13 protein-coding genes and 1 pseudogene are annotated in these 24,107 nt (G+C 71.9%); 4 read left to right on the top strand and 10 right to left on the bottom strand.

Annotated elements, in window-relative coordinates; genetic code table 11:
- Positions 1–243: 243 nt before the first annotated feature.
- Positions 244–579: pseudogene (locus tag BZL64_RS24525) on the top strand (molybdopterin-dependent oxidoreductase); the annotation flags it as partial.
- Between the two features lie 13 nt (positions 580–592).
- On the opposite strand, the gene BZL64_RS24520 reads toward BZL64_RS24525, so the two are convergent.
- A complete protein-coding gene (locus BZL64_RS24520; RefSeq protein ID WP_086771363.1) occupies positions 593–1,171 on the bottom strand; it encodes a DM13 domain-containing protein in 579 nt (192 codons plus the stop codon).
- A gap of 255 nt (positions 1,172–1,426) precedes the next feature.
- On the opposite strand from BZL64_RS24520, the gene BZL64_RS24515 reads away from it, so the two are divergent.
- The gene (locus BZL64_RS24515; protein ID WP_086771362.1) at positions 1,427–2,131 is read left to right on the top strand and encodes a hypothetical protein; all 705 of its coding nucleotides are present in this window, start codon (positions 1,427–1,429) and stop codon (positions 2,129–2,131) included.
- Between the two features lie 235 nt (positions 2,132–2,366).
- Positions 2,367–3,278: an acetylglutamate kinase gene (gene argB / locus BZL64_RS24510; protein WP_086771361.1), complete on the top strand. Its 912-nt coding sequence runs from the start codon at positions 2,367–2,369 to the stop codon at positions 3,276–3,278.
- On the opposite strand, the gene BZL64_RS24505 is transcribed toward argB, so the two are convergent.
- Together BZL64_RS24505 and BZL64_RS24500 are read right to left on the bottom strand one after the other, a co-directional pair.
- A complete protein-coding gene (locus BZL64_RS24505; RefSeq protein ID WP_244205472.1) occupies positions 3,263–3,793 on the bottom strand; it encodes a GNAT family N-acetyltransferase in 531 nt (176 codons plus the stop codon). The genes argB and BZL64_RS24505 overlap by 16 nt on opposite strands.
- 64 nt (positions 3,794–3,857) lie before the next feature.
- Positions 3,858–4,070 carry an MbtH family protein gene (locus BZL64_RS24500; protein ID WP_086771359.1) on the bottom strand — a complete coding sequence of 71 codons (213 nt, stop codon included), beginning with the start codon at positions 4,068–4,070 and terminating at the stop codon, positions 3,858–3,860.
- Between the two features lie 166 nt (positions 4,071–4,236).
- Between BZL64_RS24500 and BZL64_RS24495 the strand changes: the two genes are divergently transcribed.
- A complete protein-coding gene (locus BZL64_RS24495; protein ID WP_086771358.1) occupies positions 4,237–5,340 on the top strand; it encodes an alpha/beta hydrolase-fold protein in 1,104 nt (367 codons plus the stop codon).
- 33 nt (positions 5,341–5,373) lie between these two features.
- Here BZL64_RS24495 and BZL64_RS24490 read toward each other — a convergent pair whose 3' ends face one another.
- The 7 genes from BZL64_RS24490 to BZL64_RS24460 form a co-directional block, all read right to left on the bottom strand.
- Complete coding sequence (locus BZL64_RS24490; RefSeq protein ID WP_086771357.1) at positions 5,374–7,074, bottom strand: ABC transporter ATP-binding protein; 1,701 nt, start codon at positions 7,072–7,074, stop codon at positions 5,374–5,376.
- Positions 7,061–17,953 (bottom strand): non-ribosomal peptide synthetase, encoded by a 10,893-nt coding sequence (locus BZL64_RS24485; protein ID WP_086771356.1) that lies wholly within the window; start codon positions 17,951–17,953, stop codon positions 7,061–7,063. Before BZL64_RS24485 ends, BZL64_RS24490 begins: the two co-directional genes overlap by 14 nt.
- A gap of 62 nt (positions 17,954–18,015) precedes the next feature.
- Positions 18,016–19,803: an ABC transporter ATP-binding protein gene (locus tag BZL64_RS24480; protein WP_086771355.1), complete on the bottom strand. Its 1,788-nt coding sequence runs from the start codon at positions 19,801–19,803 to the stop codon at positions 18,016–18,018.
- Between the two features lie 2 nt (positions 19,804–19,805).
- Positions 19,806–20,861 (bottom strand): iron-siderophore ABC transporter substrate-binding protein, encoded by a 1,056-nt coding sequence (locus BZL64_RS24475; RefSeq protein ID WP_086771354.1) that lies wholly within the window; start codon positions 20,859–20,861, stop codon positions 19,806–19,808.
- Between the two features lie 98 nt (positions 20,862–20,959).
- Positions 20,960–21,814, bottom strand: a complete 855-nt coding sequence (locus tag BZL64_RS24470; protein ID WP_086771353.1) for an ABC transporter ATP-binding protein — start codon at positions 21,812–21,814, stop codon at positions 20,960–20,962.
- A gap of 84 nt (positions 21,815–21,898) precedes the next feature.
- Positions 21,899–22,960 carry a FecCD family ABC transporter permease gene (locus BZL64_RS24465; protein WP_086771352.1) on the bottom strand — a complete coding sequence of 354 codons (1,062 nt, stop codon included), beginning with the start codon at positions 22,958–22,960 and terminating at the stop codon, positions 21,899–21,901.
- Entirely contained in the window at positions 22,957–24,015 is a 1,059-nt protein-coding gene (locus BZL64_RS24460) for a FecCD family ABC transporter permease (RefSeq protein ID WP_086771351.1), read from the bottom strand. The genes BZL64_RS24465 and BZL64_RS24460 overlap by 4 nt, the downstream gene beginning before the upstream one ends.
- Positions 24,016–24,107: the final 92 nt, after the last annotated feature.

Here is a 24,107-nt window from a genome sequence, read left to right as displayed (position 1 = left end):
CTGGGACGCCTCCTCCGTCGCCGCCCTGGACGCCATCGAGAACAAGTACGCCCAGCGCGGCAAGACCGTGGAGATCACCGGCCTCAAAGAGCCCAGCGCACGTATCCACAAGACGCTCAGCGGCGAACTCGCGGGCAACGGCTGACCGTCCGGCTCCCGCGCCGGCGGTGGGCGGTGGGCGGTGGGCGGTGGGCGGTGGGCGCCAACCTCGCGCGGCGGGCGCGGGAAGCGCACAATCGGTTCATGACGCGGCGACTCTCCCGCGTGCGTGCTCCCGCCCGCCTCGCATCGCCCGGTGAAGGCCTCGGAGCGGACGAACTGGCGCTGGCCGCCCGCAATCACGGTCTGCCGCTGGAGGCCATGCGCTACGACCTCACGCCGCCCGGCCTGCACTACGTCCTCACGCACTACGACATCCCCCACCTGCCGGACGACCCGGACCGGCGGCTGACGGTGAACGGCCGCGTACGGCGACCGCTCAGCCTCTCCCTGGAGGAACTGCGCGCCCACCCCTGCGTCACCACACGCGTGACGATGGAGTGCGCGGGCAACGGCAGGGCCCTGCTGACACCGAGGCCATGACCGAAGGCGGTCAGGCGGGGGCGAGTTCGAGTTCGGCCGCGCCGAAGGACACGTCGAACCGGTCGCACCAGATGCTCACGCTGCTGTAGCCGGAAGGATCCACGCCCTCGGGAAGGGCGTAGTTCTGGCTTCCCTTGTTGCCCTTGAGCTTGCCGAGGCTGACGTACTCGCCGTCGTCGAAGACGCGCCAACCGGCCCGCCCCCGCTTCACCGGTGCGTCGGTCAGCCAGACGCGCAGGTCCGGTCCGTTGCTGGTGTCCAGGTTCTCCAGCCGGACGACATGGGTGCCGTCGGCCAGCCGTACGAGCTTCACCGTGCCCGATGTCTCGTGTTCATGGCTGATCAGGTCACCGCTCGCCAGCATGTGCGGGCCGGGGGCCGGGGCGGGTGACCGTGAGGGCTCGCCCGAGGTGGTCGGCACGGGTGGGGCGGTACTGCTGACCACTTGGGGCAGAGCCTCTTCGACGGTCTCGTCCTGCCACAGTTTCCACGGCTGGAACCAGTACAGACCGAAGCCGACGCCGCTCACCGCCACCACCAGCACCGCGATGACCCATGGCCCGGTCAGTGCCTTGCGCACGCGTCCCATCTTCGCCCCGCCTTCCGAGAGTTCACTCTGTAGCCGTTCCCATTCAACAGAGCGGGACGGCCGTTACCCACCTCCGGGCCGATGACGGAATCCTTACGTCGTGCCGGTGCCGGTGTTCGAACAGTGACAACGCAGTGATGACCGAGGTCGACAGGGGGGAGGTTCCGCTCCGTAGTATCACTACGAAACATCGCCGTTCATGTCGTCGGGTGGGGGCCCGCGACCTGTCTGGTCCTATCAAGGAGCGTGAGCGTCATGTCTGAGACCACCACCCAGACAAACGGGGTGACCAGCCAGTATGCGGCTCAGGTCGCCAGTGACCTGGAGCGCAACCTCAAGGAGTACGACCGCGTCGCCGCCGAGGCCGCCGTCCTCCAGGAGCAGTTGGCGTCCCTGGAGAAGGACCGCGTGGTGCTGCTGAACGTGCAGCAGGCACTCGGCGTCGAGTCCGAGTCCGCGTCCGCCGCACCCGCGGTCGAACACACCACGGCGGTACCCGCCCCCCGGAAGAAGGCCTCGGCCGGCGCCTCCCGCCAGTCGAAGGCGAAGAAGCCCGAGGCGGCGGCTCCGAAGGCGGCCGACAAGCAGACGGCATCCCGCAAGGCGTCCCCTAAGCCTGCCCCGAAGGCGGCTCCCAAGGCGGCTTCCACGGCTGCCCCGAAGACTGATCAGCCCTCGCTCGTCACCCTGGTCCGCGAACACCTCGCCGGCCAGAGCGAACCGCGCTCCGCGGCCGAGGTCGCCCAGTCACTGGGTCAGCAGCACCCCGAACGCGGTATCAAGACGACGGTCGTGCGCACCACCCTCGAAGGCCTCGTCGCCAAGAACCGCGCCCAGCGCAGCAAGCAGGGCTCGTCGGTCTTCTACACCTCCCCCGACGCTCCCGCCTCGGCCCCGAGCAAGGAGGGCGCCAAGGAAGAGGCCGTGGAAGGCGCCCCGCAGGAGGGTCGGTCCGCGTAGAGAGGGACGGCCGACTTCCGCGTCCGCCGAGTCCACGAGGTCGCCGCGCTGACCGCGCGGCGACCTCGACTCCCGTCATCGAAGCGGGAGTTGGCGTTACGCATGTCTCACCGAGTCGGCCTGATTCCACCCATCGCCGCCAGTTAGTTAGGTTAGGCTTAGCTAAAAGGTTCTGCGAGGCTGCGGCCCACGGCATCGGGACGACCGGCTCGCCGCACAGGACGGTGGTGGGGACATGAGTCCGGTCGTCGCGCAGAGCACGGACGGTGATCCGGCCGCCGGGTCCCTGATCCGGCCACCGAAACCGCGGGGCGCTGTGGTCGTGGTCAAGTTCGGCGGCAACGCCATGGTGGACGCGGACCTGCAACGGGCCTTCGCCCAGGACATCGTGGAGCTGCGGCGCGCGGGCCTGCGCCCGGTCGTCGTGCACGGCGGCGGGCCGCAGATCAGCGCCATGCTCGACCGCCTCGGCCTGGAGACCCGCTTCGAGGCGGGGCTACGCGTCACCACGCCCGAGACCATGGACGTGGTGCGCATGGTGCTCAGCGGCCGGGTCCAGCGGGAGCTGGTCGGCCACATCAACGCGCATGGGCCCCTGGCCGTGGGAATGACCGGGGAGGACGCGCACACCATGACCGCCGTACGGCGGGCGGCGCGGGTGGACGGCAGGCCGGTGGACATCGGTCTCGTCGGCGACATCGTCGAGGTGAACCCCGCGATGGTGAGCACGCTCCTGGAGCAGGGACACATCCCCGTCGTCTCCCCCGTGGCACGCGGTACGGACGGGCAGGTCTACAACGTCAACGCCGATCTCGCGGCCTCGGCGCTGGCCGTGGCCCTCCACGCCGAACGGCTGGTGGTGCTCACGGACGTGGCGGGGCTGTACGCGGACTGGCCGCACAGCACCAAGGTGATCGAGCGCTTGACGGCCGACGCGCTGGAGGAACTGCTGCCGGGGCTGGCGAGCGGGATGCTGCCGAAGATGGAGGGCTGTCTGCGGGCCGTCCGCGGTGGCGTGCGCAGGGCGCAGGTGCTCGACGGCCGGGTGCCGCACGCGGTACTGGACGGCATCCTCGGCGAGACCAGCCCCGGCACCACCGTGGTTCCCGGCGCCGGTCCGGACCGGGGTGCTCACCCCGGCAGTTGAAGGGCCTTCCGCAGGATCCGCGCGTCGCGCCGCGGGTCCAGGGACTCCGTCCAGGAGGCGGGCGCCAGGCGTGCCGTCGTGGGCGCGAACCCGAACCGGAGGAACAGGCCGCCACCGCCGGTCGTCGCGGTGAACAGGGTGCTGAGCGACCGGGCGCGCGCCCTGGACAGGACGGCGCGCAGGAGCGTGGCTCCGACTCCCTCTCCCTGCCGCCGCCCCGCGACGCAGAAGTTGTACACGACGCCGGCGGGTCCCTGGTCCTCCCCCGGTCCGGCCGGGTGCACGCGTAGCCCCACGCAGCCGTCGAGGGTGCCGTCGGGGGCCTCCGTCACGAGGAAGTCGCCCGCGTGGGCGGCGTAGAGCGAGACGGGGCGTTCCCGCAGGGCACCCGAGCGCACGAAGGGCTGTGACAGGCCGGCCAGTGCGGCGGCGTCCTCCGGTCGGGCGGTGCGGACGGGCCACGTCGGTGCGAGAAGCGCGTGGGTGCGCGCGGCGGGGCGCCGCGTTGCCGTGATCAAGGTCTTCCTTCCTCGGTCGGGGGCCGCCGATGTCCCCCGGTGGGCGGTTCGCCGCGCCGGGTCAGCTGTCCGCGGTCGCCGCGAGGGAGCGGGGGCGCAGATCCGTCCAGTGGGACTCGACGAAGTCCAGGCAGGCTTCCCGGGTGTTCTCGGGGAAGGCGGTCGCCCATCCTCCGGGCACCTCGGCGAAGGACGGCCAGAGCGAGTACTGACCCTCGTCGTTCACCAGGACCAGGAATCGTCCTTCGTTGTCGTCGAAGGGGTTGGTGCTCATGCTCGGTGCCTCCTCGGGTGCGGCGCGAGGGCGAGGCTCGGGCGGCCCTCGACGCCCCTCGCGGGAGAGGCGTCGACGGGGATGGAAAGAAGCATCTAATTAGGTTAGCCTCGCCTAATTAGTGATCAGCTTAGCCTTCCAACTTCCCTCTCACAAGGAGACGTTCATGCACCTGGTGAACGAACAGGAGAACGTCTTCGCCGAGTTCGGCCTGCCCGGCAGGCCCGGCACCGACGCCTTCTGGGCGGCCGTCGGGACACCCCTGTCGGTACCCGCCCGCGACGGCAGCGGTGACTGGGACACCCTCTTCCTGTGGCGCGGATCCGCGGCGAGCGTCGAGTTCGAGAGCTGGTCGGAGCCGGTGTCCCTGCGCCGGTGGGCCGACACGGACTGCTGGTACGCCGAGGTGCGCCTGCCGGCCCGGCTGCGGGTGACGTACCGGATCGTCGTGGGCGACGCGGGGTACGCCGACCCGTTCAACCCGGTCGGCGTCGGCGGTGACCGGTCCATCGCCGCCGCCCCGGACGCCCCGGCCCAGCCGCACTGGCCCGTCCTGGGCGCCTCCGACGTCCTGCCCCTCCCCCGCATCCGGGTCCGCATGAGCGGCGGACGGCTCGGCGGGCGGCGTACCGTACGCGTCCACCCGGTGGGCGGCGGCGGGCCGGTGGTCCTGCTCCTCGACGGGGACGACTGGCTGCATCTGCACCCGGCGATGACCGCGTTCGACTCCGCGGTCGCCGGTGGCGCGATGCCCCCGGTCACCCTCGTCTTCCTGCCGGCCAAGGACAGGGAAGCCGAGTTCGGGTGCGGGCCCGCACTGTGGGAGGCCGTCCGGGACGAACTGCTGCCGCTGGTGGCGGAGAGCGGCGTACCCGCCGACCCGGACCGGCTGGTGGTCGCCGGTCAGAGCCTCGGCGGGTTGAGCGCCCTGTACGCGGCGCTGGAGTTCCCGGAACTGGTGTCGCGCGTCGCCTGCCAGTCGGGGTCGTTCTGGTGGACGCCCGAGGCCATGGGGTCGGCCGACCCGCTGGGCGGTCCGGTCGGCGGCGTCATCGCCGCGCGCCTGCGCGAGCGCCCGGACCTGTCCGGGCTGCGGGTCGCCTTCGACGTGGGGGAACGCGAGGCGGGCATGCTGCCCCACTGCGAACTCACCGAGACGCTGACCGAGCGGGCCGGCGCGACCGTGCGGGTCTCCCGGTCGCCGTCGGGCCACGACCGGGCGGGCTGGCGGCACGCCCTCCTCAGGGATGTCGCCTGGGCGCTGTCCTGACAGGACAGCGGGCCGCGGCCGGGCGGCGCGGGATCACCGCGCCACCGCCGCGCAGTAGGCCTCGTCACTCGCCAGGAGGTTGCGGTGGGTGTCCTCGGCGGTGATGACGCCCTCGTCGAGGACGAGGACGCGGTCGGCGGCGTCCAGGAGGGCGGGGCTGCTGGTGAGGACGACGGTCGTGCGGCCCCGGCGCAGTTTGGCGACATTGCGCGCGATGAGCTGCTCGGTGACCGCGTCCACGGCAGTCGTCGGGTCGTGCAGCACGAGGATGTCCGTGTCGGCGGCCAACGCGCGGGCCAGGGAGAGGCGTTGGCGCTGCCCTCCGGACAGGTTCGCGCCGCGGTCGCGGACGGCGTGGTCGAGTCCTTCGCGGTGAAGGGCGACGACGTCGGTCAGCATCGACGCCTCGACGGCCTCGGGGACCGACCGGCTGGTGCCCGAGGGGTCGATGTTCGTGCGCAGGGTGCCCGCGAAGATCTCGCCGTCGTAGGGGTTCACCAGCAGGTGCTCACGGACCGCCTCGATCGAGAGGTCCGCCAGTTCCTGCCCGCCGACCCGCACCACACCCTCGTAGGCGTGGGGCGGGACGTTGACGGCGAGGACCGACGCGAGGTCGGCCGCCGCGCGGGGCTGGTAGGCGGCGATGGCCACGAACTCGCCTGCGGAGACCCGGAGTTTGAGCCTGCGCAGTGAGCCGTGCCGGACGCAGTCGATCTCCAGGTCCGCTCCCGCGGTGGGCTGCCGCGGTCCGGGGGTCGTGACCGGTGGCGCGGTCAGCACGAGCGCCATCCGCTCGGCCGACGCGCGCGCGATCATCACGTACTTGGGCATCTCCGAGAACAGCTTGAGCGGTTCCATGATGAACTGCGCCAGGCCTACGGCCATGACGAGTTCGCCGATGGTGATCTGGCCGTCGAAGGCCAGCCAGCCGGCCGTCAGGGTCACGGCGGCGGCGAGGACGGCGTTGAGGGCCAGCGCGGTGCCGGCGTAGACGCCGTTCACCTTGGCGACGGTGATCGCCTGCTGCTTGGCCTCCGTGCTGACCTTGCGGTAGGAGCGGAACGCCGCGTGGTTGCCGCCGAAGCCGTGCAGCGGGCGCAGGCCGATGATGAGGTCGGCGACCTTGGCGCCCGCCCGCGCCACCCGCGCCTGCTGTTCCTGGGTGCCGGCGCCGATCCGCTTGGACAGGACGCTCAGGGTCGACAGGATCGCGACGGTCCCCACGATCACCAGCAGCCCCAGCCGTACGTCGGCCAGGCCCAGCGCGACCGCCGCGACCAGCACCGCGACGAGCGAGCTGATCAGCAGGGGCACCACCTCGATGATGTCGGCGGTCTGGTCGGCGTCCTCGGTGGCGATGGTCAGGACCTCGCCGGACTTGAGGTCGACGTCCCGGGCGACCGGCTGAAGGCCGCACTCGGCGACCCGCACCCGCCAGCGGTGCGCCTCCGTCGTGTTGGCCTTCTGCAGGACGCGCATCCCGAACCGCCAGGACAGCGACACGGTCGTGATGATGACGGCGAGCGAGGCGATGGACAGGGCGAGCGCGCCGGGGCTGCGTTCCCGCAGCGCGTGTTCGACGATCAGGCCGAGCGCGATGGGGAAGGCGGTCTCACCGGCCTGGTAGAGGCCCATGAGGAGGGTGCCCCAGGTCATGGCGCCGAGGTTGCGGCGCAGGGCGGTCCGCAGGATGTCGGACCCCGGGCGGGGCCGCTGTGTGTCAGGAGTTGTCATCGAGGTGGCGTGCAATCGCTTCCGGGGTGCGCAGGGTGAACAGATCTCGGATGGTGATCACCGGACCGTACTCGCGGCGGAGCAGCCCGATCAGCCGCACCGCCAGCATGGAGTGTCCTCCGAGGGACACGAAGTCGCTCACCGCGCTCACCTCGTCGTCGTCCAGGTCCAGTGCTTCGGCGAAGAACTCGCAGACCAGCGTCTCGGTCTCGGTCTCCGGTCCGCGCTCCGCCGCGGTGGTCAGCGCGCCCAGCGGCCTGGCCTCGGGCAGCGCCTTGGTGTCGGCCTTCCCGTTCACCGTCAGCGGGATGCTGTCGACCTGGGCGTAGTGCGTCGGGCGCAGGAAGTCCGGGAGGGCCGCACCCACCTGGCCGGCGACCTCGGCGAGGTCGGCGCCGTCGAGGACTAGGTAGGCGGCCAGCCGGTAGGCGCCGTCGACCTGCGGGTCGGGCTGGGCGACCGCGGCCGTGAACCGCACCGCAGGGTGGGCCGCGAACGCGGCCTCGACCTCGCCGAGTTCGACCCGGTGGCCGCGGATCTTGACCTGCTGGTCGGTGCGGCCCAGGTACATCAGGTTCCCGTCGGGCCTGCGGATCACCAGGTCGCCGGTGCGGTACATGCGCTCGCCGGGTGCGCCGAAGGGGTCGGCGACGAAGCGGTGCGCGGTCTGCGCGGGCTGCCCGAGATAGCCGCGCGCGATGCCGATGCCGGACACGTACAGCTCGCCGGGGACTCCGTCGGGCAGGGGCCGCAGCCATGGGTCGAGGACGTACACGTCGGTGTTGTCGATGGCCACGCCCACCACCGGGTCCTGGCACTCGAAGGTGCCGACGCCGAGGGTGTTGATGGTGTACTCGGTGGGCCCGTACAGGTTGTAGCCGGCCGTCCCCTCGGTCTCGGCGAGCCGCTGCCACAGGGTCGGTGTGACGGCCTCGCCGCCGAGCAGCACCAGCGCCGGCCGCCGTGCCGGATTGTCCAGCAGGCCTTCGGCGACGAGCTGCTGGGCGTACGTCGGGGTCACGTTGATGACGTCGATCCCGTGCTCCAGGCAGTACTCGACCAACCGGGGTGCGTCACGGCGCAGTTCCTCGTCGCAGATGTGCACCTCGTGGCCGTCGGCGAGCCACAGCAGTTCCTCCCACGACATGTCGAAGGCGAACGACACGGTGTGCGCGATCCGGAAGACGCGGTGGTCGTGCTCCGCCAGCACGGGCTCGAAGATGCGGCGCTGATGGTTGATGAGCATGTTGGTCAGTCCGGCGTACTCCGTCACCACGCCCTTGGGCTTGCCGGTCGATCCGGAGGTGTAGATGGTGTACGCGGGGTGCCGCAGGCGGTTCGGGTCGTCCGGCGCGAACGTGCGGTACGGCTCGGCCTCGGGCAGCGGGCGGTCCAGTTCGATGAGGTCGCCGGTCAGCCGGGGCGACACGGTGCTCACAGTGAGGATCACGTCCGGGCTGGCGTCCTCGACGATCGCGGCGATCCGCTCGTCCGGGTGGTCCAGCTCCAGCGGCACGTAGGCGGCACCCACGCGCAGCACGGCGAACAGCGCCACGATCGAGTCGAGGGAGCGCGGGATCGCCAGGCCCACCGTGGTCTCCGGTCCGATGCCGCGCCGGGCGAGGACGCCCGCCACCGCGCGGCTGCGGTCCCGCAGGCGGGCGAAGGTCATCGTCGCCCCGTCGGCGACGAGCGCGACGCGCTGCGGATCGCGGTCCGCCGCGCGGTCGAACCGGTCGACGACGGTGTCCGTGCCGACGTCCGTGCGGGGGCCCGGCGTGGGCCTCGTGCCCGCCCCCCGCAGCGCGCCGACCGGCCCGGTCGACCGGGCCAGGTCTTCGAGCACGCGCACATAGTCGTCGAGGAGACGGCGGGCGTTCGCGGTGTCGCCGTCGCGGTGCTCCAGCTTGACGGTGAGCCGGTCGCCGGGCGTGACGACCCAGGTGAAGGGGTAGTGCGTGGAGTCGTCGGCCTTCACCGAGGTGATGCCGTGCCGGGCGTTCATCTCGGCGAACGCGTCCAGGTCGAGGAAGTTCTGGAGCACGAACAGGTTGTCGAACAGGGTGTCGTGCCCGCTGGCCCGCTGGATCTCGCCGAGCCCGAGGTGCTCGTGCTCCATCGCCGCGACCCTGGCCGCCTGTACGGCGCTCAGGTAGTCGCGGACGCTGTCGTCCGGCCGTGCCCGCGTCCACTGCGGAACGGTGTTGAGCAGCACGCCGACGATGTCGGACAGTCCCTCGCCCTCCCGGCCGGAGACGGTCACGCCGAACACGGCGTCGCCGCGGCCCGTATGAGCGCCGAGGAGGAGGCCGAACGCTCCGGTCAGCACCGAGTTCAGCGTGACGCCGTGAGCCTTGGCCGCTTCCCGCAGCAGATCCGACTGTTCGGCGGACAGGGTGCGCAGCATCGCGTGCGGCAGTTCGTCCGAGAGGACGGGCGCCGGTCCGGCGAGCAGCGTCGGGCCGGAGAGCCCGGCGAGGTGCTCGGCCCAGAAGCGCTCCGATACGGCGGGGTCCTTGGCGGCGAGCGCGCGGGCGTGGTCCTCGAAGCTCGGCGTGGCGGCGACCGCGGACGGCGCCTCGCCCGCGACGACCGCCTCGTAGGCGTCGAAGAGGTCCCGCAGGACGATCTCGCGCGACCACCCGTCCCACAACAGCAGGTGGTAGCTCAGCAGCAGCCCGTCGCGGTCGTCGGGCAGCCGCACCACGGTCAGCCGGATCAGCGGCGGCTCCCCGGGGTCGAACCCGGTGTCCCGGTCCCGGACCCGCAGTTCCTCCGCCTGCCTCTCGGTGGCCAGCTCCACGGTGCGCACGGGGACCTGGCGCCCCGCGCCGAGGACCTGGACCGGGTTTCCGTCGTCGTCGGTGGTGAAGCCGGCGCCGACGACCGGGTGCCGTGCGATCACGTACGCCATCGCCCGGCCCAGCGCTTCGGTGTCCAGGCGCCGGTCGAAGCTGAACCAGCTCTGCGCGACGTAGTGACCGGCCGGACCCGCCAGCTGGGCCTGGAAGTACAGGCCCCGCTGGAGCGGGGTGACCGGTGCGGTGCGCTCGGCCGTGGTGGCCGCGTCCGCGATGCCTTCCAGCGCGCTCAGCCAGTGCTCGGTGATGTCGTCGGGGACGCCTTCGGCGAGGATGAAGGCCGCGTGCAGGCTTCCGGTGGCCGCGTCGGTCCAGGCGTTGACCTCGACGGCGTACGGGCTGCCCTGGTCGCTCCCTGAGACGTGCAGGGCCTGGGACTCGCTGCCCCGGCCGAGGTAGTTGAACAGCACCTGGGGGCGGGCGGTCAGCAGCGGGGCCGTCTGCGGGTTGAGGTGGCGGAGCAGTCCGTAGGTGACGTGCGCGCGCTCGTCCGGCTGGCGTTCGGCGACCTCGCGCGCCGCCGTCACCGGGTCGGTGTGCGCGGTGAGCCGCACGGGGGCGATGGAGGTGAACCAGCCGACCGTTCGGGTGTAGTCGTGGTGTTCCAGCGCCGGCACGCGGCCGTGCCGCTCCAGCTCGATGGCGAGGTCGGTGGGCGACGGCTGGATGTGGGTCAGCGCGCTGCGCAGGGCGCCGCACAGCAGCTCGGTGAGGCCGACGCCGAACGCGGCGGGCGCGGTACGCGTCAGGCGGTCGCTGACGTCGGGTGCGAGCGTGACCGTGCTCTCGCGCAGGCCGGTGGCGGCGGGCAGCGACGTGGGCGCCTGGAGGGTGGTGATCCAGTGCCCGAGGCCGTCGGTGTCCTGGACGGACCGGGCCGCCAGGGCTTCGGCGTACTCGGCGTAGGACGTGGTCGGTGGCGCCAGGGTTTCTCCGCGCAGGGCGGCGGCCAGGTCGTCCAGCAGGATCAGCCAGGACACCGCGTCGACGGCGAGGTGGTGCACGGTGACGACCAGGGTCCGGCTCGCCTCCAGCCACGAGAACGCCACGACGTCCCCGGACTCGGGGTCGAGCCGTCCCGCGGCCTCGTCGGCCACGGCCGCCGGATCGTCCGTGTCCACCCGGACGACGGTGACCTCGCGGGCGGGCTCGGTGCGCAGCGCCCACACCCCGTGCTCGACGCGCAGCCGCAGGCGCAGGACGGGGTGCGCGGCCACGACGGCGTGGGCGGCACGCTCGACGTCGGCGGGACCGGTGCCCTCGGGGGCCTGCAGCGTCCTGGCCTGGGCGAACCGTGCGAGGGATCCGCCGAGTTCCCGCTGGCGCAGGATGATCGGCGTCGGGGTCAGGGGGCCGTCCTCGCGGCGGGCGGGTGCGGGGGCGGCTTGCTGCGGTCTGCTGGCCCCGAGGTGCTCGGCGAGCGCGCGGGGTGTCCTGAGCAGGAACACGTCCCGTGGCGCGATCGGCAGGCCGAGCGCCCTGGCCCGGTTGATCACGGTGATGGCGACGATGCTGTCGCCTCCGGCGCGGAAGAAGTCGGTGTCGGCGTCCACCGCCGCGTCGGACAGTGTCTCGGCGAAGATGCCGACGACCGCGCCGAGTACGGAGTCGCTCACCCCCTCACTCACCACCGCCGGGGTGTCCTCCCGTGCGGCGCGCTCGGTGAGGGCCTTTCGGTCCAGCTTGCCGTTGACCGTGAGCGGCAGGGCGTCGATCGCCAGCACCCGGCCCGGCACCATGTGGACGGGCAGCTTCGCGGACAGCAGGTTCGTGAGGTCGCCGGGCACCCGGCCGACGACGTGCGCGACGAGATGGCCGGCGTCGGCGGCCACGGTGACGGCCACGTCGACCACACCGTCCAGTTCCCTGACCGCGGACTCCACCTCGCCCAACTCGATCCGGAATCCCTTGAGTTGGACCTGATCGTCGGCGCGCCCGGCGAACTCCAGCTCGCCGTCGAGCGTACGGCGGGCGAGGTCGCCCGTGTGGTACATGCGGGAGCCGTCACCGGCGAACGGGTTCGCCACGAACCGGCCGGCGGTCAGCCCCGGCCTGCCCAGGTAGCCGAGCGACACCTGGTCGCCGGCGACGTAGATGGCGCCCACGCGGCCCGGAGGCACCGGGCGGAGCCGGTCGTCGAGCAGATAGGTGACCAGGCCGGGGATCGGGCCGCCGATCGGGCTGAGGTCGCCGCCGAGGCCGAAGTCCTCGTCCATGAGCACCCGGTGGGTGACATGGACGGTGGTCTCGGTGATGCCGTACATGTTGACCAGCTCGGGCGAGCCGGTGCCGTGCCGGTCGACCCAGCCGCGCAGCCGCCCGAGGTCCAGGGCCTCGCCGCCGAAGATGATCCGGCGCAGTGCGGTGACCGGTTCGGCGGCGAGCCGGTCGGCCTCGATGAACTGGTAGAAGGCCGACGGGGTCTGGTTGAGCACGGTCACTCCGCGCTCGCGGACCAGCCGGTGGAAGTCGAGGGGGGAGCGCGTCAGTGCGTACTCGGGCACCAGCAGTTCACCGCCGTGGGCCAGCGCGCCCCACAGCTCCCAGACCGCGAAGTCGAAGGAGAAGGAGTGGAACTGGACCCACACGTCGTCGGGGCCGAAGCCCATGTCGGGGCGGGTGTTCGCGAGCAGGGTCACCACACTGGAGTGCGGGACGACGACACCCTTGGGCCGGCCGGTCGATCCGGAGGTGTAGATCACGTAGGCGGGATCGTGCCAGGTGACCTCCGCCCCCGGCCCGCCTGTCTCCGGCGGCGGTTCCTCCCCCTGCACGAGCACGCGGGCCGGGACCCCTGCCCGCGCCAGCAGCCGGGTGAAGCGCTCACGCTGCTCACGGTCGACGAGGACGGCCTGCGGGGCGGCGTCGGCGAGGATGTACTCCAGCCGTTCGTCCGGGTACGCCAGGTCCAGTGGTACGTATGCTCCGCCGGCGCTGACGATCGCGACCAGGGCGACGACCTGTTCGAGGGAGCGGGGCACGGCGACGGCGACCCGCTTGCCCGGACCGACCTGGGCGGCGCGCAGAGCTGACGCCAACTCGTTCTTCGCCTGGGCGAGTTCGCCGTAGGTCAGGGAGCGGGTGCTGCCGTCGAGGCCGCACTGGGTGACGGCGGTGGCGGCCGGGTCGCGGTGCGCGGCGGCGTCGAACAGGGCGCCCAGCGTCACCGGCGTGACCGTTGCGGGACGCGCGGCGGGCACCAGTTCGCCGACCGGGGCGTCCGGCCGGGTGAGCACAGCGGTGAGGGTCCGGGTGAAGGTGCTCAGGAGCGCCTGGGCGCTGGTCTCCCGCAGGAGTTCGCCGTCGTAGATCAGGTTGAAGCGCGGGCGGCCGTCGAGTGCGCGCTCCACGACCAGGGTCAACGGGTAGTGCGGGGCGCCCTCGTTGACGATGTCGGTGATGACCAGTGTGTCGCCGGGGCGGCGCAGGGCGTCCACATCGGTCGCCACGTCGAAGACGACGAGGGTGTCGAAGAGGGTGCCGGTGCCGGTCCGGCGGCCGATCCTGGCCAGGGAGACGTGCTGGTGCGCCAGGACCGCGCTCTGGTGTTCGCGCACCGAGGCGAGCAGGTCCCCCGCCGTGGTGTCGGCGTCCCAACGGGCGCGCACGGGAATGGTGTTGATGAACAGGCCCACCATGTCCTCGATGCCGGGCACGTCCATGTCGCGCCCGGACACGGTGGAGCCGAACACGACGTCGGCGCCGTGCAGGATGCCGCCCAGGGTGACCGCCCAGGCGCTGTGCACGGCCACGCTCAGCGGCACTCCGGCCGACCGGGCCGCCGCGTCGATGTCGTCCGCCGGCTCCACGGCCGTGTCGGCGAACCGGTCGGAGGGGGTGTGTCCCTCGGCGACCAGTGAGGGGCCGGGCAGGCCGGCGAGCTGCTCGTGCCACGCCCGGTCGCTCTGGTCGTCGTCGCGTTCGGCGAGCCGTCGCACGTAGTCGGGGAAGCCGCCCAGCGGATACACGGTGCCCGGCGCGTGGTACTCGGTGAGGAGCGCGCGGAGCATCGGCGGCACCGACCAGCCGTCGGCGACGATGTGGTGCACGGTCTGCACGAGGACGGTACGCCCGGAGCCGGCGCGGATGAGGGTGTACCGCATCAACGGGCCGGTGGCCAGGTCGAATCCGGCGCGGCGGTCCCGCTCCGCGTGGTCGCGGATCTCGGCGTCGGTGATGCCGGGGCGCTCCAGTGTCGTGAAGGGCGCCTCGGCTCCGCTCTCCAGGACGGAGACCACGCGGCCGTCGGCGAGCGCCACGAACCGCGCGGCCAGGTTGGGGTACAGGGCGAGCAGCCGGGTGGCCGCCGTCGCGAGCCGGCTGGCATCCACCTCGCCGTCCAGGGTGAGCAGTTGTTGCTCGACGTAGGCGCCCGCGGAGTCGTCGTCGAAGACCGAGTGGAAGTACAGGCCCTCCTGCAGCGGGGTCAGCGGAAGGATGTCCCGCAGCGCCGGGCCGTCCAGGGCGTCGACGTCCGTCTGGGTGAGCGGCACCAGGGGGAAGTCGCTGGGCGAGTGGCCGCCCCCGTCGAGTGCGGCCAGTGCGGTCAGGGCCTCGCGGAAGTAGTCGCCGAGGGTGGTGATGTCCTCGTCGGTGAACAGGCCGTCGGGCCAGGAGATGGTGGTGACGAGTTCGTAGGCGCCGCTGGGGGCGGGTTCGGCGATGGCGTTGAACTCCAGGGCGCGCGGCAGGCGCATCCTCGGATCACGCTTCTCGCCCAACTGGCCGGTGGTGCCCGTGAGTTGCCAGTCGCCGGTGGCGCCGGCGTCGAAGCGGCCCAGGTAGTTGAAGAGGACCTGCGGTGCGGGGGCGTCGAACCGGGTGTCGCGCAGGTGGCGCAGGGCGCCGTAGGAGAGGCCGTTGCCGGGCACCCGGGCGAGGTCTTCCTTGACCGCCTTGAGGGCTGCCGCCAGGTAGTCGGGGGCGGTGAGGTCGGCCGCCGTGCCGGGGTCCACGGTCACCGGGAACAGGGTGGTGAACCAGCCCACGGTGCGCGAGAGGTCGGGCTCGAAGCCGGCGGCGTCCGCGACGAAGCGGCCTTCGCGCCCGTGGCCCTCAAGCTCGACGTGCGCGAACGTCTGGTCCTGTCCGAGGTCGCGGCGCCACCGGGCGAGGGTGACGGCGAGCGCGGTGAGCAGTACGTCGTTGGCGCCCGCGTGGAACTTCGCGGGTATCTCGCCCAGCAGCGCGGCCGTGGCGTCGGCGCCGACCGAGACGGTCCGCAGCCGCTCCCGTGCCACGGTGTCGGCAGCGGACAGCGGGCGCCTGCCCAGCGGCTCGTCGGCTCCCGGCAGGGGGCGCTGGAAGTAGGCGCGGTCCGTTTCGAACGGCGTGCGCTCCAGCAGCTGTGTCCAGCGCCGGAAGGAGGTGCCCACCGGGGGCAGCTCGACCGGCGTGCCCGAGGTGAGCTGGCGCCAGGCCGTGGCCAGGTCCTCCATCAGGACCCGCCAGGACACCCCGTCGATCACCACGTGGTGGGCGGCCAGGACGAGTTGGCGCGCCTCACGGCGCCACACGGCTCGCAGCATCGTGCCGCCCGCCGGGTCGAGACCGTCGGTGGCGAGCGCGACGCAGTCGTCGAGCGGCCCCTCGCTCTCCCGCCACGCCGGCACGGCATCGCCGGTCTCCGGGATGTCGAAGCTCCAGCGCTCGCCGCGCACCAGCCGGGCGCGGAGCATGTCGTGCCGTGCGAGCACGGCGCCGAGGATCGCGTCGAGGGCGTCGGCGGTCAGCTCGGCGGGCGTGTTCAGCACCACCGACTGCACGAACCCGTCGATCGCGTCGGTCGTCTCGCCGAGCCACTGCACGATGGGCGATCCCACGACGTGCCCGGTCGGTGCGTCGCCGTGGTCGACCCGTGAGTTGTCCTCACGGCTCGCCACCGCCGCCAGGGCTCCGACGACGCTGTGGGTGAAGATCTGCCGTGCCGTGACGTAGAGGCCGGCCTCGCGCAGCGCGCTCAGCAGGGAGATCGCCAGGATGCTGTCCGCGCCGAGCTGGAAGATGTCCTGGTCGACACCGACCTCGTCCAGTCGCAGCACGTGGGCGACGGCCGCGCACACCAGGCGTTCGTTCTCGGTGGCGGGCGGCACGATCGAGCCGGTGCCGGTGACGGGCTCCGGCAGGGCGTTGCGGTCGAGCTTGCCGTTCGCGGTGAGCGGGAACTCGGTCATCACCACGATGTGGGCGGGCACCGTGTACTCGACCATGTGCGCGGCGGCCCAGGCCCTGACCTCGTCCGCCCGCAGGTCCTCGCTTCCGGCGGCCGGGATGACGTACCCGATCAGGTAGGTGCCGCCGGCGGTGTTCTTCCGGGCGACGACGCAGGTGTGCCGGACCGCGGGGTGTTCGGCGAGGCCGACCTCGACGTCCTCGATCTCCAGCCGCATGCCGCGGATCTTGATCTGGTTGTCGGCGCGGCCGAGGAAGTCCAGCGTTCCGTCGGGGGCGAACCGTGCGAGGTCGCCGGTCCGGTAGAGGCGGGATCCGTCGCCGGCGAAGGGGTTCGCCACGAAGCGGGAGGCCGTCAGGCCGGGCGCGTTGACGTATCCGCGCCCCAGCAGGAACCCGCCCACGTACAGTTCGCCGCCGACCCCGACCGGGACGGGGCGCAGTTCGTCGTCCAGGACGTACAGCTGGGTGTTGGGGTTGGCCCTGCCGATCGAGGTCGACAGGCGTTCCGCCGCGCCCCGGTAGATGACGTGCGAGACGCCGATGGTCGTCTCGGCCGGGCCGTAGCCGTGGTACATGGGGATGTCGAGCTTGGTGCGGAACCGTTCGTACAGCTCGGGGGTCAGGACCTCGCCGCCGCACCACACGTGCCGCAGGCTGTCGAGGCTGCCGGAGTCGCCCGCGATCTCCAGGAGCACGTCCAGCATGGAGGACACGAGGTAGGTGAAGGTGACGCGCTGCTCGGCGATGACGCTCAGCACATGGTGCGGGTCGCGTTCGCCGCCGGGCCGCAGGACCACGAGCCGGGCGCCGGACACCAGCGGCAGGAAGATCTCGTTGATGGAGATGTCGAAGGACAGCGGCGCCTTGAACAGGGACGCGTCGTCGTGGCCGAAGTGCAGGATCTCGTCGACCTGCCACAGCAGGCGTTCGCTGATCGCCTCGTGGCGGATCATCGCGCCCTTGGGGCGGCCGGTCGAGCCGGACGTGAAGATGACGTAGGCCAGGGCGGCGCCGGGCACGGTGACGTCCGGAGCCTCGGTGGGGTGGCTGCCGTACCGCCAGTCGCCGAGGTCGACGGCCAGCGCCTCCGGTTCGTCCGGGTTCTGCTCGCCCGAGGCGTTGAGCTGTACGACGACGCGGGCGTCCTCGATGACGACGGCGCGGCGTGCGGCCGGCCACTGCGGGTCGAGCGGCACGAAGGCGCAGCCCGCCTGGAGCACGCCGAGCAGTGCGACGACCATGTCGGCGGAGCGGCCCAGCGAGATGCCGACGACCTGTTCGGCGGTGAGCCCGTGTTCGATCAGCTGGTGCGCCAACTGTGCGGAGTGTTCGGCTGCCTGACGGTAGGTCAGGGTGCGGTACTCGTCGACGACGGCGACCGCGTCGGGCCTGGTGCGCGCCTGTTCGCGGAACATCTCGACGATGGTCGGGCGGACCCGGTCGGCGTGGGTGTCGTTCCATGCGGCGAGCGCTTGGAGGCGGGCCGCCGGGCCGGCCGGGCCGATGGTGCCGAGGGGCCGGTCCGGGAAGTCGGCGAGGTCGTCGAGGGCGAGTTGGGCGTCGGCCGGGGCGACTCCTTCGGGCACGGCGACGCTCCGGCCGTCCGGGCCGGCCTCCCGGCTGCCGGGGCCGTCACCTCCGTTGTCGACCCAGCCGAGGATCTCGGTGAACAGGGTGCCGGGGGTGAGGTCGAGGCCCTCGGGGCTTTCGCCCGTCGCCCAGTACGACAGCCCGATGGCACACGCCTCGGCGATGGTCCGGTCGGAGTAGTCACCGGTTCGCCGGCGCACGTCGGCCAGCCGCCTGGCAGAAAGCAGTGCGAGACGAGCGCTCGGTTCCATCATCGAAGACTCAGCTTCCCTTCCACGGAAATGAGAGGTGGCACAGGCTGACTCGGCCGGTGTGCCTAACTGCCTTCTCGCCAGGCCCGCCACAGTCGGGCGTACCGGCCGCCCAGGGCCACCAGTTCCTCGTGGGTGCCCTGCTCCACGACGCGTCCCGCGTCGAGGACGGCGATCCGGTCGGCAGCCATCGCCTGGGTCAGCCGGTGGGCCACGAACAGCGTGGTACGGCCCGCGCACGCGGCCAGCACGGCCCGCTCCAGCTCGGCGGCGCCCTCGCTGCCGGCCTCCGCGGTCGACTCGTCGAGGACCACCACCGGCGCCCGTCCGAGCACCAGCCGGGCCAGTGCGATCTGGGCGACCTTGGTGACGTCCAGGCGCTCGCCGCCCTCACCGACGAGGGTGGTCAGCCCGTCGGGCAGCGCCTCGACCCACCCGTCGGCGCCGACGACGCGCAGCGCGTCCAGCAGTTCGGTGTCGGTCGCGTCCGGCGCGGCGAGGCGCAGGTCGTCCGCGAGGGGCCCGGAGAACACGTGTGTCTCCTGCGTCAGGATGCTGACCACGGCGCGCGCGCCGGCCTCGTCCAGGCCTGCGAGGTCGGTCGGCCCGATGCGCACCGACCCGGACTGCGGTGTCCCGATGCCGGCGATGAGCGCGGCCAGCGTCGTCTTGCCCGCGCCCGTCGCCCCGACCAGGGCGAGCGAACCGCCGGCCGGGATCGTCAGGTCGACGTCGCGCAGCACCGGTTCCTCCGTACCGGGGTAGCGGTACGTCAGTCCCCGTACGGTCACCGGGTACGAGGCGGCGCCGGCCGGTGCGACGGAGGCGTCGCCGACCAGGCGGTCCTGCGCGGACTCCCCCAGCACGCCGACCAGCCGGGTCAGGCTCGCGCCCGACTTCTGCGCCTCGTCGAAGGTGAACATGATGGCGCCGAGCGGGGTGAACAGGCGGTGGAACAGCAGTGGGGCCGCCGACACCTCGCCCAGGCTGGCGGCGTCGGCCTCCAGCAGGGCGTACCCCACCACGATGATGAGGACGAGCCCGATGAACTCGGCGCGGTTCTCCCGGCCGACGAACCGGCCGAAGAACCGGAACACCTCGATGCCGAGTTCACGCACCCGCCACGACTCACGGGTGACCTTCTCCCGGAAGGCGTCCTCGAGGCGGTACGCGCGGACCGTGTCGATCCCGTTGAGTCCGCTGATCAGGGCCTGCGCGCGGTCGGCCTGCGCCACGCGCTGCTTGCGGTAGAGGGGGGCGGACCGGGGGAGGTACCAGCGCAGGGCCAGCGCGTAGGCGGGCAGCGCGCCGGCGCCCGCCAGGCCGAGCCGCCAGTCCAGTCCGAACATGCCGAGTGTGGCGATGACGACCAGCACGCCGGCCGAGAACACCGTCGGGACGGCCGTGCGGATGCCCTTGGACAGCACCGCCACGTCGTCGCCGACCCGGGAGAGCACGTCTCCCCGGCCGACCTGCTCGATGCGGGCGCTCGGCATCCCGAGGACCGCCCGGACGGCGCCTTCCCGCAGCCGGGCGAGCAGATCCGCGCCCAGCCGGCCGATCAGGTAGGTCGACACCGCGGTGGCCGCCGCGCCGAGCAGCGCGGCGGCGACCATCAGGGTGCCGATCGTGACGAGTACCGACTGTGACCTGCCCTCGACGACCCCGTCGACGACCCTCCCGAGCAGGAGCACCGGCAGCACCTGGAGTGCCGCCCCGGCCACCGTGGTGAGCACGGTGGCCGTCGTCAGCCCCGGCGCCTCGCGGCAGTGCGCCCCGACCCACCGGGTGGCCTCACGTCCGGTCGCCGTTCGCAGGGTTGCCGGGGCGACGCGCGTCTCGGTGGTGCTCACACCTACTCTGCCGACTTGACGAGCTCGTCGATCGCGTACGGCATGGACAGCAGGGTGCCCTGGGAGATGGCGGCGCCGACCGCGGGGCCCTCGCTGTCCAGCAGGTAGGACACCTTGCCGTTCTTGACGGCGTCCAGGTTGGTGAACAGCTTGAACTTCTTCAGCGCGTCCGTGTCCGCCTTGTCGTTGATGACGAAGATGCGGTCGACGTCGACGAGGTCGATGCGCTCCGGGGAGAGCTTGGTGTAGAAGCTGCCTTCGGCGATCTTGTCGATCTCGGTCTGGTACTTGAAGCCGATGCCGGTCAGCAGGCGTCCACGCACGTCGGTGGAGGTGAAGGGTGCGACGGAGTTCTCGTACCAGGACAGTGCCACGACGGTCTCGTCGGCGAACTCGGGGTGCGCCTTCTTAGCCGCGTCGAGCTTGGCCTGGATGCCCTGCACCAGCTTCTCGCCCTCCTCGGCCTTGCCGAGCGCCTTGGCGATGTGCAGCGCGTTGTCCTGCCAGGGAGCGCTGAACAGCTCCTTCTCGGCCTTGGTACGGCCCACCGTCGGGGCGATCTTGGAGAGCTTGTCGTAGGCGGCCTGGTCGATCTCGGAGTACACCGCGATGATCAGGTCCGGGCGCAGGGCGGCGATCTTCTCGAAGTTGGGGCCGGAGTCGCCGTTCTTCATGATGACCTCGGGCTTGGCGTCTCCCCACTTGTCCTTCACCCAGGGCCACTGGGTGTTGATGTCGGGGCTCTGGCCGGCCGGGTTCGGGTACTGGTCGACCATGCCGACGGGCTTGATGCCGAAGGCCAGGACGCTCTGGTCGTCCGTGTAGCCGACGGTGACCACGCGCTTGGGGGCCTCGGTGACCTTCGTGGATCCGAACGCGTGCTCCACGGTGACCGGGAAGGCGCCGGCGGCGGCAGCGGTCGAGGTGGTGTCGCTCGCCGTGTCCTTGTCCGAGTCGGAACCGCAACCCGCGAGGAGGCCTACGCCGAGCGTCGCGGCGGACACCACGGCCGCGAGCCGCCGCCGGGGCTTCCTGAGGGTCGTTCGATGGAGGAACATCCGCAATCCCTTGCTCTCGCACTGCCCGCTGCGCCTTGTTCTAAGGGCAGGCAAACCCTACCGATAAAAGTGAGGTTAGCCTAGCCTAACTGTCAGATCTAACTGCCCTTCTGTGTCACCAAGTTGACGTGGGTACGGCCGATGGGCACGATCAGCGGCCGGTCCCCCACCGGGTCGTCGATCACCTGGGCACGCAGCCCGAACGCCTCCTGCAGCAGCTCGGCGGTGATCACGTCCCGCGGATGCCCCTGCGCCAGGATCGACCCCTCCCGCATCACGATGAGGTTGTCGCTGTACCGGGTGGCCAGGTTGAGGTCGTGCAGCACCATCACCACGGTGCACCCCGACTCGTGCAGGTCGTCCACCAGATCGAGCACGTCGACCGCGTGCGCCAGGTCCAGATAGGTCGTCGGCTCGTCCAGCAGCAGCAGATCGGTGCCCTGAGCCAGCGTCATCGAGATCCACACCCGCTGACGCTGCCCGCCGGACAGTGAGTCGACGGGACGGTCGGCCAGGTCGGACACCCCCGTCATGGCCAGCGCGCGCTCCACCACCGAGGCGTCGTCCGACGACCACTGCCGCAGCCAACTCTGGTGCGGATGACGGCCCCTGGCCACCAGGTCGGCCACCGTCAGCCCCTCCGGCGCGACCGGGGCCTGCGGCAGCAGGCCGAGCTTCTTCGCCACGTCCCTGGTCCGGAGCTTGGCGATGTCGTCGCCGTCGAGGACGACCGTCCCGCTGGTCGGCTTGAGCAGTCGGGACAGGGTCCGCAACAGGGTCGACTTCCCACAGCCGTTGGGGCCGATGATCGTGGTCATGACCCCTGGCGGAATCGCCACGTCGAGATCGTCGATGACGATCCGGCCGCCGTATCCGACCGTGACGCCGCTGGCTGCCAGCCGCGCGGTCCGCTCGACCACGGGCACGGCGTCGGTGATGTGCTGAGCGACCACAAGGCCCCCTCGTAGGTAGACCGCCCACCAGGCGCCGAGCGGTCTTAGGTATGCCTCACCTTTGTACCAGTAACAGGCCCACGGTCAGCGGAGGTTGGCCCTCACCAGCAGGTAGACCAGGAAGGGGCCACCGATCGCGGCGGTGACCACGCCCACCGGGAGGCTGACCGGCAGCGCCGTACGGGCGGTCAGGTCCGCGCCGGTCAGCAGCAGCGATCCCACCAGCCCGGAGGCCACCATCGGCGGCGTCGGACTCCTCGTCAGCCGCATCGCCACCTGCGGCGCCACCAGCGCCACGAACGGCACCGGTCCGGCCGCACTGACCGCCACACCGGCCAGCAGGACGGCGCACAGCAGCAGGACGGCGCGCACCCTGCCGTACCGCACGCCCAGGCCGGCCGCGACCTCGTCGCCGAAGTGCATCGGCTTGAACTGGAACGCGGCACCCGTCACGACGACGAGGAGGACGAGGGAGCACCAGAGCGCCACCCAGACCTCGTTCCACGAGCGGTTGTCCAGCGAGCCGACCAGCCAGGCCTGGGCGCGGGCGACGTCCCGGATGTCGGCGGACACCAGCAGCCAGGTGGTGATCGCCTCCATCACCGCGCTCACCGAGATGCCGATGAGGATGAGCCGGAAGCCGTCGATGCCGCGCCGCCAGGCCAGGAAGTACACCAGCATGCCTGTTGCGAGACCGCCCGCGAGGGCCGCCGCCGACACTCCGACGGAGTCGGTGATCGCGGCGGCAGTGCCGCCGGACACCGTCACCAGGAACACCGCGACGGCGCTGGCGCCCCCGGTGATCCCGAGAATGTCCGGACTGGCGAGGGGGTTGCGCGCGATGGACTGGGTGATCGCCCCGGACACGCCCAGCGCGATCCCCACCACGAGCCCGGCCAGGGCGCGCGGCATCCGCAGGTCCATGATCACGAACTGGTCGACCTGCTCGCCCCGGCCGAAGATCGTGGCGATGACGTTGGGCAGGCCGATGGGGAAGTCCCCCACGGAGATGGACAGGCAGAACACCAGGAAGGTGGCCGCCGCCAGCAGCAGCGTGACGCCCGCGACCCAGGGCCGCCAGACGAACGACACCTGGCCGAGCCGTACGCCCGGCGCCACCGTCTGCTTCACATCGGTCCCGTTCATGCGTTCTTGAACTTTCCGCGCCACACCAGTACCGCGAAGAACGGGGCGCCGAGGAGTGCGACGACGACCCCCGCGTCCAGCTCGCCCGGCCGCACCACGAGCCGCCCCACGATGTCGCAGACCAGCAGGACGATGGCGCCCAGCAGGCCCGCGCAGGGCACCAGCCAGCGGTAGTCGGGCCCGGTGAGGTACCGGGCGACGTGGGCCACCATCAGGCCGAGGAAGGCGATGGGGCCGGTCGCCGCCGTCGCCGCGCCCGCGAGCAGGGTGATGGCGACGATGCCGACGGTCCGGCTGAGCGCGACGTTCACGCCGAGTCCGCGCGCCACGTCGTCGCCCAGGTTGAGGAGGTTGATGGCGGGCAGGGTGGTCAGGGCCAGGATCAGGCCGAGGACGATGAACGCGGTCACCGGCCAGATGGCGTCGAAGCCGACGCCGGCCAGGGAGCCCGAGTTCCAGAACCGCAGCGCGTTCAGCGACTTCTGGTCCGACAGCGCGACCGCCACGGTCATCGCGGCGAGGAACACCGTGATGCCCTGTCCGGCCAGCGCGAGTGTCAACGGGTTGCCGGCGCCCCGGCCGAGGCTCGACAGCCCGAACACGACGACACCGGCGACGCCCGCCCCCAGGAAGGCGAACCAGACGTACTGGAAGGGGTCGGTGAGTCCGAACACGGCGATCACCGACACGACGGCGAACGACGCGCCGGCGTTCACCCCCAACAGGCCCGTGTCGGCGATGGGGTTGCGCGTGTAGCCCTGGATGAGCGCACCGCCGACGCCCAGGGCGATGCCCGCCACGACGGCGAGCACCGTCCGGGGCACGCGCACGGTCTGCACGATGAGCCTGATCTCGGTGAGCCGCTGGTCGGTGTCCGGTGCGGCGAACAGCCCGTGCCACACCTCGGCCGGGCTCAACGCGCGCGCGCCGACGGCCAGTGACAGGGTCGCCACGGCCGCGAGGATCACCACCAGCACGCCCAAACCCACAACCCGCCGCCGACGGGCCTCTGTTGTGCCCCGGGAAGCGGGGCGCTCGACTGCGGTCGTGGCCATGACGACGTACGTTATCCCTTTGGTTTCGCGGGTTGCACGGTGGTGCCGCCCCTGCCCGGTGCGGCTCACCCGGCGGGGGTCGGGGGTCGGGG

Origin of the sequence: Streptomyces bobili (assembly GCF_002154575.1) — a bacterium.
Taxonomy (GTDB): domain Bacteria; phylum Actinomycetota; class Actinomycetes; order Streptomycetales; family Streptomycetaceae; genus Streptomyces; species Streptomyces bobili.
Note: the sequence above shows the minus strand (reverse complement) of the source record. Positions and strands in the feature narration are given on the sequence as shown.

Bases quoted from the DNA above. Each gene is read 5' to 3' on its own strand.
- BZL64_RS24515 (WP_086771362.1), top strand. From the start codon at position 1,427: ATGTCTGAGACCACCACCCAGACAAACGGGGTGACCAGCCAGTATGCG.
- BZL64_RS24495 (WP_086771358.1), top strand. From the start codon at position 4,237: ATGCACCTGGTGAACGAACAGGAGAACGTCTTCGCCGAGTTCGGCCTG.
- BZL64_RS24475 (WP_086771354.1), bottom strand. From the start codon at position 20,861: ATGTTCCTCCATCGAACGACCCTCAGGAAGCCCCGGCGGCGGCTCGCG.
- BZL64_RS24490 (WP_086771357.1), bottom strand. From the start codon at position 7,074: ATGACAACTCCTGACACACAGCGGCCCCGCCCGGGGTCCGACATCCTG.
- BZL64_RS24460 (WP_086771351.1), bottom strand. From the start codon at position 24,015: ATGGCCACGACCGCAGTCGAGCGCCCCGCTTCCCGGGGCACAACAGAG.
- BZL64_RS24520 (WP_086771363.1), bottom strand. From the start codon at position 1,171: ATGGGACGCGTGCGCAAGGCACTGACCGGGCCATGGGTCATCGCGGTG.
- BZL64_RS24500 (WP_086771359.1), bottom strand. From the start codon at position 4,070: ATGAGCACCAACCCCTTCGACGACAACGAAGGACGATTCCTGGTCCTG.
- BZL64_RS24485 (WP_086771356.1), bottom strand. From the start codon at position 17,953: ATGATGGAACCGAGCGCTCGTCTCGCACTGCTTTCTGCCAGGCGGCTG.
- BZL64_RS24465 (WP_086771352.1), bottom strand. From the start codon at position 22,960: ATGAACGGGACCGATGTGAAGCAGACGGTGGCGCCGGGCGTACGGCTC.
- argB (WP_086771361.1), top strand. From the start codon at position 2,367: ATGAGTCCGGTCGTCGCGCAGAGCACGGACGGTGATCCGGCCGCCGGG.